Consider the following 11237-nt stretch of genomic DNA (forward strand, 5'->3'; position numbering starts at 1 on the left):
GGCACGCAGTTACCTCTGCAAAAGTCCCCGCGCAGCCAGATTGCGCATGAGGGCCGAGACGCCGAACGTCCAGGGCACCGCCTTGTTTGTCGGCTGCACCCGGTTGACCAGCGCTCCGAGCTTCGGTGTGCTGATGGTCACAATGTCACCGGCCTTGTGGGTGAAGCCGTGGCCGGGTTCGTCGCGATCCTGGATCGGCGCAAACATGGTGCCGAGGAACAGGATCAATCCGTCAGGATAGCAATGATGTTCGTTCAGCGCTTGCGCTGCGAGATCGGTGGGATCTCGACTGATCTGCGACATCGAGGAATGCCCTTCCATCAGGAATCCTTCGGGACCATCGACGCGCAGCGACAGTTCGAGATTGCGTATATCATCGAGACCAAAACTATCATCCAGCAAGCGAATGAACGGCCCGATGGCGCAGGCGCCATTATTATCCTTGGCTTTGCCCAGAAGCAGCGCCGAGCGACCCTCGACATCGCGCAGATTGACGTCATTACCCAGCGTCGCGCCAACAATGGCTCCAGCCGAAGAAATCACCAGCACGACTTCCGGCTCCGGATTGTTCCAGGTCGAGGCCGGGTGAACGCCAATATCCGCCTGCGGACCGACCGCCGACATTGGCTGGCCTTTGGTGAAAATCTCCGCATCCGGGCCGAGGCCAACCTCAAGATACTGGCTCCACGCGCCCGCCTCGATGAGTGCGGATTTCAGCTTTGCCGCTTCGGGCGAGCCGGGCTTGAGCTTGCGAATATCGTCGCCTATCAGATCGAAGATGCGCTGACGCACCCCTTCAGCCGCGGAGGCATCACCACGAATACGCTCTTCTATGACGCGCTCCAGCATTGAAACGACAAAGGTAACACCTGCCGCCTTCAAGGCTTGCAAATCGACCGGGGCGAGAAAATAGGGTTTGTTCGGGTTCTGCGTCTCTGCTTCCGAATTCTTCAAAAAATCCTCGGCCGAGCCAATGTCTTCACCCTTGGTTGCGTGCAAGGCTTCGGCTGGTTTGGGTGCTTCGCAGAGGTCACGCACAGTCGGGAACGTAGCGGTGATGTCGATGACGCGGCCGCCAAGGATGCGCACGACGGAAGGCCCATTCACATCCGGCCGGAACACACGCCCCACAAGTGCGGCGGTTTCGTCTGCAGCAAGATTAACGGTTGCCTGATCGATGGCCATCTTTGTTCCCTTCACGCTTATTGTTTTGTCGCTCGTTGAAATCGATGTCACAAAAAGCTGGCACGGAAAAGCCGATTGAGATCTGCAATCACCGGTTCGGCTGGCTCAGTTGATTTCAATCCGTCGCTGATACGCTCGGATGCGGCTGCCTGAAACACCATGTAGCCGTCATGACGCGGGCGCAGATACGAGCCTTCAAGCGTTGCCCGCGTCTTGCGGTAGAAGTCGTTCGCCGGACGGTTCACACCATCATCCTCCCAGGCCTGAGCATGGCCCGGCTGACCGCCAACCTCGGCATAGGGTCCGGTCTGGGCAGCGGCCGCGGCGATCCAGTAAGCAAAATCCAGTGCCGCCGCCGGGTTCTTCGTGTGGGAAGAAACGGCAATGCCAGTGCCGCCAAGAGTACCGCCGACTGGCCCGTTACCGCTAACGGCCGGAATGTCGGCAAAATCCAGACGGCGCGTGCGAAAACCCTCCCAGGCGTAGCTGACATAGCCATAGGTGTAGGGAACACAGGCCAGAACGTCCTGATCGGCAGCCATGGCTTCGGAAGCCTCAATGGGGTCCATGTCGAAGCAGACGGGATCGAGATGGCGAACCAGGTCGAGAAGCCGGTTATAGGTTTCGGCACCTGAGGCCGGGTCGATCAGATCGCCATTGACGGTGGAACAAGGGCGCCCGGCATTTGCGGCAAGCGTATAGAAGGTCATCAGCGCATGCGGTGAGCGCAACGGCAACAGCACGCGTCCATCGCTGGCAAGTTGTATTACTTCATCCCAATGCTTTGGCGCGGATGGCAAAAGATCGGGCCGGTAAGCCTGAACCTGTGTCGCCGCGTCGATCGGAAAAGCCCATTGCCGGCCTTGCCAGAAATAGCTTCCATATGAGGGGCCGACGCTGGCTTTTTCCAGCGCCTGTCTCTCGGTCTCGCATCCAGGAACATCCAGCGGCAGAACGCAGTTTTCAGCCGTAATCTGACCGACATGGGGGTGGTCGATCACGATCAGATCGTAGGTCTGCGCCAGCTTTTCGACGGGGAAGCTTTCGAAATCCTGCAAGGAGCGTTTGTCCCAGACGATTTCGATGCCGGTCTGCTCAAGAAACACTTGTGAGCACCGCACCATCGGATCATAGCCGCGCGGATGGCTCCACGTCATGCCTTTCAAAATCGTGGTCATTGTCAGGTTCCTGTATGTCGTCGATTGGATCGGCTGCGATCAGCGCCTGTTGAACTCTGGCTGGCGCTTTTCCTTGAAGGCCGCCCGGCCTTCCATCGCATCGGCGGTGGCAAAGCATATCGTCTGAAGGTCGCGCTCGTACTCGATGGCCTTTTCGAGTGGCATGGTGAATGCTGCACGCAGATTGAGCTTTGCCGTTTCTGCCGCGATCGGCGCGCGCGATGCGATGATCTCGGCAATCTTGCGCGCCCGTTCCATCAACGATGCCTGCGGCACAACCTCACTGACCAATCCCCATTCCTGCGCCTTGCTTGCGGAAATTGGGTCGCCGGTCATCACCATCAACGCGGCATTGGATGGACCTATGGAATGGGCGAGGAAGGCAGCCATGCCGCCCCCGCCGATCCAGCCAAGCTTGATCTCCGGTGCCGCAAACTGCGCATTGTCGGCGGCGATGCGGATATCGCAGCTCATCGCGGTTTCTAGCCCGCCGCCAAAGGCGTAACCATTGACTGCAGCGATGGTCGGCTTCAGCAATCGGCGGATTGCATCGCAATAGTCGGGCCGGTTGCGGAATTGCCAGGGCGTCTCGTAAGTGTCGAGTTCTTTGATGTCGGAACCGGCGCAGAAAGCCCGCTCCCCGGCACCGGTGACGATGACGCAGCGGACCGTATCGCTATCGTTCACGCTCTCCACCGCAGCCACGATTGCATCCGACATTTCGGGCGTGACAGCATTGAGCTTTTGCGGACGGTTGAGCGTAATGATCGCAACCGCCCCGTCGATCGAGAACAAGACATCCTGCGTCATGGTTCAAAGCTCGCCCTGTGTGACCGCGCCGGATTTGAGAAGCTGGTCTATACGGTCGGCGGCAAAGCCTGCCTCTTCGAGAACCTCGCGCGTGTGCTGTCCAGTAATCGGGGCGCCGCGATCGACCCGCGACGGGGTTTTCGAAAAGCGGATTGGGAAGCCCGGCGTTTTCACATGGCCTTCGGTTGGATGATCGTATTCGACAAAGGTGCCGTTATGTTTGATCTGAGCATCATCGACCAGATCGTTGTAGCCATAGACCGGGCCGCACCAGATATCGGCAGCACCCAGAAGTTCAAGCCACTCGGCAGAAGTCTTTGTCTTCAGCCGTTCGCGAGTGCAGGCGAATATATGGTCACGCTGAAGCCAGCTATCGGTTTCGTCGTCCATCGTCAGGAATGACGGCTCGCCGATGATCTCGCCGAATTTCTTCAGCGGCGGGAACGCAACGATGATGTAACCGTCGCTGGTAGCGAAAGCACCGTAAGGTGCGCGGATATAGACATGTGCATGCGGCTCGGCCGAACGGCTCTGCGGCTTGCCCGCCACCGTGAATACCGACAATTCCTGCATCTGGATGTTGGTGATGGCATCAAGCATGTTGACCTGGACAAGTTGGCCCTCGCCGGTGCGTTCACGGTGAAGAAGTGCTGCCAATGCACCTTCGAAAGCTGTGTAGGCAGCAACGGCGTCAACGATATACTGGCCCGAGGCGGTCGGTGCTTCGCCTTCGCGACCAGCCGACAGCATCGCACCCGACATGCCCTGCAGGATCAGATCCTGTCCCGGCCGGTCGAGATAGGGGCCGCTTTCGCCATAACCCGACATCGACACATAGACGAGGCGCGGATTGATCTTCGACAGTGTCTCGTAATCCACGCCCAGTCGTCCGGCCACGCCGGGCCGGTAGTTCTGCAGGAAGATGTCGGCGCTCTTGACGAGATCGAGAAGTACCGCCTTGCCTTCGGCCGACTTCAGGTCGATGGCAAGCGAGCGCTTGTTGCGATTGAGCGACAGGAACGAGACGTTGATGCGGTTGCCGCGTGCGCCACCCGCCGAGACATGGCGTTGCCACTCGCCTGTCACTGGCTCGATCTTGACGACATCGGCACCGAGGTCGCCCAGTCGCTGCGCCGCGAACGGACCGGCCATGGCGATGGAGCAGTCGAGCACGCGATAGCCGGATAGAATGCCGGAACTCTTGGTCACTTTTTCAGTCCTTGATTGATGAAATTAATAGAAGACGCCCGGCAGCCACATCACGATGGGCGACCAGTAAGTGATGACCAGCAACATGATGCCGAGCGGGATGTAGAAAGGCAGAATCGCCTTCACCATTTCCGAGAAGCGGATGTCGGCAATGTGCTGACAGATGAACAGGATCACCCCCATCGGCGGCGTGATCGCACCGATCAACAGGTTGACGATCATGATTACGCCGAGATGGATCGGGTCGATGTCAAAGGCTGCTGCCAGAGGAAGCAGGGCCGGTGTCGCGATGAGCAGAACTGCGGTGGTTTCGATGAAGAGACCGAAGATCAGCAGCGCAATGTTGACGATCAGCAGGAAGACAACCCAGTTGGCACCGATGCTCTCGAAGAAGGCAAGCAGTCCCGACGCGTAGTTGCCCACAGAGATGATCCAGCCGAAGGGCACAGCGGCGGCGATGATAAGCGTCAGGATACCGGATGTGACCGCGCTCTGGCGGATATGCAGCATCAGTGAGGACATTGTGAGGTCCTTGGTGATGAAGCCCAGCACCACCGCGTAAATGACCGTCAGGGCGCCGAGTTCGGTCGGTGTGGCAAAGCCGAGCAGCATGCCCGCAGTCAGGAAGATGGGAGCAACGAGTGCGGGCAGCGCCCGCCAGAAGGAGATTGCGATCAGCGGAATGCTGGCACGCGGCTCGGTCGGTGCTTTCACGCGGCCGGTAGCCGCCAGCACCCAAACGAGGATCATCAAGGACAGGCCCATGGTGAGGCCTGGAATGATACCGGCGAGGAACAGCTTGGTCAGCGAAACCTGAGCCGTAACCGCATAGACCACCATGATGACGCTCGGCGGAATGACCGGGCCGATGATGGCGGATGCAGCAGTACACGCCGCCGCGAACGGAGCACTGTAGCCATGCTCCTTCATATGCTTGATTTCGATGGTGCCGAGACCGGCAGCATCAGCCTGAGCAACGCCCGACATTCCTGCAAAGACCATGGAGCCGAAAATGTTGACCTGAGCGAGACCACCCCTGATGTGGCCGACCAGAGCCACCGCAAAGGCATAGATGCGCTCGGCAATGCCTGCCCCATTCAGAATGTTGCCTGCCAGAACGAACAGCGGAATCGCGATCAGCGGAAAGCTGTCCAGACCGGATGCCATGCGCTGAACCACGATCTGGATCGGCAGGGGCGAAAAGAGATCGATATAGGCCAGCGACGACAGGAAAAGCGCGATGGCAACCGGCACTTCGAGTGCCAGCAGGACAATGAAGCCTGCAAAAAGGATCAAAATCGGCACGGGATCAGCTCACTGTTGCAGGAATGACCTGCTCTTCCACGGAGAAGGGCGCGACAAGAGGCGTAAAGTCCTTGAGTATTGCCAGCCGGTGCAACCGGACGAGGCTCGAAAAGGTCGTTACGCAGGCGAAATAAAAGAGCGGCACGGAGTAGAACCACGCCCGCGGAACATCGATCGGCAGAGAAATGGTGGAGCTGCGCCCTTCGATCGCGATGACGCTCGGCGTGATCCACGCCAGATACCCACAGCCGGCGATCATAAAAACCTGGCTGATCATCAGGATGCGGCGAAGGCCTGCCTCGCCAAAGCTGTGGCTGATAAGTTCGACCTTGATCAGCTTGCCTTGCTTGGCGCCATAGGCCGCACCGACGAAGGTGACCCAGATAAAGGCGTAGACGCCGGCTTCTTCAACCCAGGTGATAGGGCGGCCAAAAGCGTAACGCGTAAAGGTCTGCAAGGCGATCGAGCCGACGATGAAGATCATCAATACAGCCAGCGTATGCAGTTCTATACGGGCGAGCAGCCGCACAATGCCCGCAAGGGTGCGGTCAATTTTGATCGAAAGCATGGATTCTTCCTTCGTGCCGGCGACAAGCGCACCGGGAAATGACTGTGATCGGCAGAATGCCGACCACAGCCAGAGACTTATTTCAGAGCCTGAATTTCAGCCCAGAGGCCCTTCGGCCAGAAGCCGTCCGCCTCGAGCTTTTCAACCGCCACCTCGGAGCGTTCGCGCAGCGGAGTAACGTCGATCTCGGCCACGACTGCGCCATCATCGGCCATCTTCTGGAGGGTTGCTGCCTGTTCAGCTGTCACCGTTTCCGTCTGCCACTTCACCGCATCCTGAGCGGCCTTCGTCAGCAGCTCCTGAATTTCGGGTGTCTGAGCCTGGAACCAGGCATCGTTGACGGCGATATGCGCAATAATGCGGACGTGATCGGTACGGGTTACGCTTTTGGCGGCCTCATGGAATTTTGCGCCATAGATCGAAGAGATGCCGCCTTCAGCGCCTTCAACGACACCGGTGGAGAGTGCAAGAAAAGTTTCACCCCAGGCGACGCGAGCAGGCGATGTTCCCAGCGTTTCCCAAAGAGTCAGGTAGGAGCGGATTTCGGGAACGCGCATCTTGAGGCCGGCAAGGTCATCGACACCCTTGATCGGGCGGCTCGAGACCATCACGCGAACCTGCCCGGGTCCGGCTGCGAGAACGCGAACGCCCTGCTCGCCACGCAGCTTTTCTACCGCGCGCTCATAGGTCGGGCTGTTGATGAAGGCCTGCACATGGTCATTGTCGCGGAACAAAAAGCCCCAGCTGACGATGTTCATTTCCGGTACCCAGCCGGAATAGAAGCTGAAATCGTCGCCATAGAACTGAACCGCGCCGCTCATCACCTGTTCGATGACCTGAACGTCATTGCCGAGCTGCTCACCGCGGATGAATTCGAGCTTGATCTTGCCCGCACCGCGTTCGTTGACGAGATCAACGAAGTGCTGGTTCTGACGATCGTAAACGCCTTCCAGCGGATCTGCGCCGCCAAAGACAGCCGAAACCTGTGCATGTGCACCGCCCAGCGCCACCATCATCGCGGTCGCCGCAATCATACTTTTCAAGACAATTCGCATGTTTTCCTCCCGTTAAAACGATATGCGGCTTCACCGCAAAATCTCCCCCGCCCCGAAGACAACTAGACGCTGGCCCTCGGGAATTTCTCAACAACCCTTATGTGATCGCTAACAAGAACGGTTTCCCCTCGCTGATTGATCACCTCACAGCGCTCGGTAACGCGACCATATTCAGGCTTTTTGGGGTCATCTGCCTTTTCCATGACGGTGACGCGCGTCTGGATCGTATCGCCGATGAAGACGGGGCGCACGAATCGCAACCGGTCATGGCCATAGCTGAAAGACGCCGGATTAACGACTGAAGCGGCGAGGCCTATGCCAATGGCAAAAACCATCGTTCCATGCGCAATACGTTGCCCGAAAGGGGTTCTAGCCGCAAATTCGGCATCGACATGATGGGGAAAGAAATCGCCCGTATGCCCGGCATGAACCACGATATCCGTCTCGGTAATCGTCCGCGTCGGCGAAAGCCGTACGGAACCGACATTGAATGCCTCAAAGTAAATTGCAGCCGACATCCCCGCCCCTCCCTTCTCAGCAGCGCAATATAATCACACCGCCGAGAGACTTGCCAAACACCTATCCCAAGCGCGCAAGCAGCATTGCAAAACCAGAATTTCAGATTTCCTCCCGAAACTCCATGACAATTTGTTAGCGCTATCAGAAACGGGTGTCAACAGCCCTTTTTGAGCTTTTCCTGCCTCTTCAGGCGCTGCCGCGCCTGATCAGTTTCAGCGGAACAACCGTACTCTTCGGGCCAGTTTCAACGCCGTCGAGCCGGCGCAATACGGCATTGGCGGCAAGAGCGCCGATTTCGTCGAACGGTACAGCAACGGTTGTCAGGGATGGCACGACGGCATCGGCAAAATCGTAATTGCCAAAGCCGCAGATCGCCAATTGCTCCGGAATTCGTATGCCGCGGCGATTGCATTCCAGGAGGGCTGAGATTGCCAAAGTGTCGGCGCTAAAGAAAATCGCCTGCGTTAGCGGATCGATGCCAAGAACCTGATCAAGACCGCGCACGCCGTCGCCTGCTGGCATAGGCAAGGTAAGCTCAATCCGGGCAACTGGAGCAAGACCATCTTCGGCCAATCGTGAGGTCAAACCTTCGAAGCGCGCATTGGAGCGGAAGTCCTGATCGGAGCGCCCGCCGACATAAGCGATCCTCGTCAGGCCGCGGCTGCGGAAGAGGTCCGCAACAGTACGGCCAGCTTCGAAGTTGCTGAAACCTATGGAAATATCCATGGCGGGGTTGTCGCCATCGAAGGTTTCGACCACCGGTACTCCGCTCTGCGCCAGCAAATGCCGGGTCAAGTCGCTGTGCTGGGTTCCGGTCAGAATGAAGCCATCGGGGCGTCGTTCGAGAAACGACTGCACCAGACGCTCCTCGCGCTGCTCGGAATAATCGCTGTGACCGATAACGACGGAGAAGGAGCGCTCTTCGAGCACCCGCACGACGTGATGAACTTCTTGCGCATAGACCGTTGCCGAAAGGCTGGGGATGATGACAGCCACGATGTGACTGACGCTGGATGCCAGAAGTCGCGCAGCGCTGTTCGGGATGTAATTTAGATCGCGTATAGCCTGCTCGACCACGACGCGGGTCGGCTCCGCAACAAGTTCGGGTCTGCTGATCACACGCGAAACTGTTTGCGTAGATGTCCCCGCCAGCCGTGCGACGTCTTCCATCTTGACGCTACCATTGGTGATGCGCCGGCTACGGGGTTTCTTCGTCAAGGCTTCCGTCATCCATATTTCCTGACCACTGGAGCGATCCAGTTACATTCCCAATTAGCGCATTCAAAACTACAAGGAAATGAACCCACTGGCGTTTCATAAGATTGCAAATTGCCAGCTCCAGATGATGTCGGGTTTAAGAAGGGCGAGCCACCTTACTTTCACCCAGGTCCAGAACTCGTTGATTTAGCCAGCCGATGACGGTTCGGCAGCAGCGGTAGATGCAACGATCATCTCCCGCAACCAGCGCAGTGCAGGGTCGCTTTGACGTCTCTTATGAGAAATCTGGCTGAAGGGAATGGCGGGAAGCGAGAGCGGCAGCGGAAGAACGGCCAGTCGTTTATCCTGCGATGAAGATTTCAGGCTGGTCCGGGCCACGGTCAAAACCAGATCAGTTCCCGCAATAATCTTTGACGCCACGCTCCAATGCGGGATGATAAGCGCTACACGCCGGGCATATCCCGCCGCATGGATTGCTTCATCGATTTCAGTTGATGCCTCGCCATGGACAGCCACGAGCGCATGGGGGCGGGCTAAATAATTTTCCAGGTCGATCGACTGAGCGGATGGGGGCAGCGTAGAGCGATCGACCAGACAGGCAAAATCATCATCGAGCAAAAGCTCCGAAAGGATCTGCTCGGGCAGTGCCGGAAACACACCCAGTCCGAGATCGATGTCTCCATCCATGATTCCCGCGATCATCCCCTCGCGGCTGCTTTGGGTGACGGCCAGATCGATATCTGGAGCAGAGCGCCGCAGTTCGCGCATCAGGCTTGGCAGGACGATCTCCGCGCCATAGTCGGACATTGCCAACCTGAATGTGTGCCGGGTGCGCCTTGGCTCAAAACTATCAGGCCCAAGTACAGTGCGGATTTGGGCGAGCGCTTCAGCCAGTGGCTTGGACAGCTCCATGGCCCGAATGGTCGGTACCAACCCACCGCCTTGCCGGGTAAACAGCGGGTCATCGAGCAGAGCCCGCAGCCGTGCGAGCGCGTGACTGACGGCCGGTTGGCTCATGTTCAGACGTAGCGCCGTGCGTGACACATGGCGCTCAACCAGCAATGCGTTGAGAACGACCAGCAGATTGAGGTCGATTCCGCGAAGATTATTCATATCATGCATAATAAATGAGGAAATATGAATTTCAAATGGTAGATCTGGATAAATAGGTAGGAGACCTATTCGTTTGCGAAAGGTCTTCCAATGCAATCTGTCACGTTTCTTGCTGCGCTGATGGCCGGGGCGCTGGTGCCCTTGCAGGCCGGCGCCAATGCCGCCCTCGGCCGTACGCTGGGGCATCCACTCTGGGCGACACTGATATCGCTCGCGGTAAGCGCGATTTGCGTCGTGCCGGTCATGCTGGCTCTGCGGGTTTCAGGCCCGTCCTTCGCCAGTCTGGCAGACCAGCCCAAATGGATATGGATCGGCGGGGTCGTGGGCGTGATCTACATCACTGCAGCGCTGATGCTGGCGCCGAAACTGGGCGCTGCCGGCTTCATGACTGCCGTCATCGCTGGCCAGATACTGGCGTCACTGGCCATCGACTATTTTGGCCTGGTCGGGTTCGAGGCCAAACAGCTGACCGCACCCCGCCTCATCGGAGCCGCTGTCGTCGTTGCGGGCGTCCTTGTCATGCAAGGGCCAAGCCTGTGGCGGTTGACCCAATCCGGCACGTGAATTTCAAAGAAAGGAAAAACGACATGAATGATCAAATACTAGAAACCGAATACACGCTTGGCGAAAACGCGGTGCCTGTCCAGGTCCGGATCGCTCGGCCTACGGACAAGCTCAGCGAGGTGATTGCCTTCTATCGGGATGGGCTAGGCTTGCCCGAACTCGCCCGCTTCCAGGCGCATGCAGACTATGACGGCGTTATGCTTGGACTGCCCGGGAAGGCCGTGCATCTTGAATTCACCCAGCATGAGGCAGGCAGCCCTTGCCCTGCCCCCAGTCTCGACAATCTCATCGTCCTCTATGTGACGGATGTCGCGACATATGACCAGCTGAACGAGCGTATGCACCGGATGGGACATGCGTCGGTCGAACCGGAGAACCCGTACTGGCTAGTCACCTGGAACCAAAGTAAGCCTCATTTGGTTGAGCTTCTGTCACGAGAGCAGGAGTTTGATCGATGGTTGGCAGGCAGGCGGACCTCGTCGTTCTGAGCGACGCGGATAGAAACTTCCTTGA

12 protein-coding genes are annotated in these 11237 nt (G+C 58.1%); 2 read left to right on the forward strand and 10 right to left on the reverse strand.

All coding sequences use genetic code 11. The annotated features are described in order from the left end of the window. Positions 1–9: 9 nt before the first annotated feature. From ABFT80_RS10315 to ABFT80_RS10360, 10 genes are all read right to left on the reverse strand, one after another. Positions 10–1185, reverse strand: a complete 1176-nt coding sequence (locus ABFT80_RS10315; RefSeq protein WP_347971809.1) for a fumarylacetoacetate hydrolase family protein — start codon at positions 1183–1185, stop codon at positions 10–12. A 47-nt stretch (positions 1186–1232) separates the two neighbouring features. Continuing rightward, positions 1233–2363: an ABC transporter substrate-binding protein gene (locus ABFT80_RS10320; RefSeq protein ID WP_347971810.1), complete on the reverse strand. Its 1131-nt coding sequence runs from the start codon at positions 2361–2363 to the stop codon at positions 1233–1235. A 39-nt stretch (positions 2364–2402) separates the two neighbouring features. Beyond that, positions 2403–3173: an enoyl-CoA hydratase/isomerase family protein gene (locus ABFT80_RS10325; protein ID WP_347971811.1), complete on the reverse strand. Its 771-nt coding sequence runs from the start codon at positions 3171–3173 to the stop codon at positions 2403–2405. A gap of 3 nt (positions 3174–3176) precedes the next feature. Next, positions 3177–4325, reverse strand: coding sequence for a CaiB/BaiF CoA transferase family protein (locus ABFT80_RS10330; RefSeq protein WP_455189917.1), 1149 nt, complete (start codon positions 4323–4325; stop codon positions 3177–3179). 81 nt (positions 4326–4406) lie between these two features. Beyond that, complete coding sequence (locus ABFT80_RS10335; protein ID WP_347971813.1) at positions 4407–5687, reverse strand: TRAP transporter large permease; 1281 nt, start codon at positions 5685–5687, stop codon at positions 4407–4409. Between the two features lie 4 nt (positions 5688–5691). Continuing rightward, complete coding sequence (locus ABFT80_RS10340) at positions 5692–6255, reverse strand: TRAP transporter small permease (protein WP_347971814.1); 564 nt, start codon at positions 6253–6255, stop codon at positions 5692–5694. Between the two features lie 77 nt (positions 6256–6332). Further along, positions 6333–7310: a TRAP transporter substrate-binding protein gene (locus ABFT80_RS10345; RefSeq protein WP_347971815.1), complete on the reverse strand. Its 978-nt coding sequence runs from the start codon at positions 7308–7310 to the stop codon at positions 6333–6335. Positions 7311–7372: 62 nt separating this feature from the next. Then, complete coding sequence (locus tag ABFT80_RS10350) at positions 7373–7828, reverse strand: MaoC/PaaZ C-terminal domain-containing protein (RefSeq protein ID WP_347971816.1); 456 nt, start codon at positions 7826–7828, stop codon at positions 7373–7375. 187 nt (positions 7829–8015) lie between these two features. Beyond that, the gene (locus tag ABFT80_RS10355; protein ID WP_347971817.1) at positions 8016–9059 is read right to left on the reverse strand and encodes a LacI family DNA-binding transcriptional regulator; all 1044 of its coding nucleotides are present in this window, start codon (positions 9057–9059) and stop codon (positions 8016–8018) included. Between the two features lie 174 nt (positions 9060–9233). Beyond that, complete coding sequence (locus ABFT80_RS10360; protein WP_347971818.1) at positions 9234–10256, reverse strand: LysR family transcriptional regulator; 1023 nt, start codon at positions 10254–10256, stop codon at positions 9234–9236. On the opposite strand from ABFT80_RS10360, the gene ABFT80_RS10365 reads away from it, so the two are divergent. Together ABFT80_RS10365 and ABFT80_RS10370 are read left to right on the forward strand one after the other, a co-directional pair. Then, positions 10251–10724: a DMT family transporter gene (locus ABFT80_RS10365; RefSeq protein ID WP_347971819.1), complete on the forward strand. Its 474-nt coding sequence runs from the start codon at positions 10251–10253 to the stop codon at positions 10722–10724. The genes ABFT80_RS10360 and ABFT80_RS10365 overlap by 6 nt on opposite strands. A gap of 23 nt (positions 10725–10747) precedes the next feature. Beyond that, a complete protein-coding gene (locus tag ABFT80_RS10370; RefSeq protein ID WP_347971820.1) occupies positions 10748–11212 on the forward strand; it encodes a VOC family protein in 465 nt (154 codons plus the stop codon). Positions 11213–11237: the final 25 nt, after the last annotated feature.

This window comes from Foliimonas ilicis, from assembly GCF_039939195.1.
Lineage (GTDB): Bacteria > Pseudomonadota > Alphaproteobacteria > Rhizobiales > Rhizobiaceae > Foliimonas > Foliimonas ilicis.

Excerpts from the sequence above, each read along its gene's own strand:
- ABFT80_RS10315 (WP_347971809.1), bottom strand. The coding sequence starts at position 1,185 with ATGGCCATCGATCAGGCAACCGTTAATCTTGCTGCAGACGAAACCGCC.
- ABFT80_RS10320 (WP_347971810.1), bottom strand. The coding sequence starts at position 2,363 with ATGACCACGATTTTGAAAGGCATGACGTGGAGCCATCCGCGCGGCTAT.
- ABFT80_RS10325 (WP_347971811.1), bottom strand. The coding sequence starts at position 3,173 with ATGACGCAGGATGTCTTGTTCTCGATCGACGGGGCGGTTGCGATCATT.
- ABFT80_RS10330 (WP_455189917.1), bottom strand. The coding sequence starts at position 4,325 with ATGGCCGGTCCGTTCGCGGCGCAGCGACTGGGCGACCTCGGTGCCGAT.
- ABFT80_RS10340 (WP_347971814.1), bottom strand. The coding sequence starts at position 6,255 with ATGCTTTCGATCAAAATTGACCGCACCCTTGCGGGCATTGTGCGGCTG.
- ABFT80_RS10345 (WP_347971815.1), bottom strand. The coding sequence starts at position 7,310 with ATGCGAATTGTCTTGAAAAGTATGATTGCGGCGACCGCGATGATGGTG.
- ABFT80_RS10350 (WP_347971816.1), bottom strand. The coding sequence starts at position 7,828 with ATGTCGGCTGCAATTTACTTTGAGGCATTCAATGTCGGTTCCGTACGG.
- ABFT80_RS10355 (WP_347971817.1), bottom strand. The coding sequence starts at position 9,059 with ATGACGGAAGCCTTGACGAAGAAACCCCGTAGCCGGCGCATCACCAAT.
- ABFT80_RS10365 (WP_347971819.1), top strand. The coding sequence starts at position 10,251 with ATGCAATCTGTCACGTTTCTTGCTGCGCTGATGGCCGGGGCGCTGGTG.
- ABFT80_RS10370 (WP_347971820.1), top strand. The coding sequence starts at position 10,748 with ATGAATGATCAAATACTAGAAACCGAATACACGCTTGGCGAAAACGCG.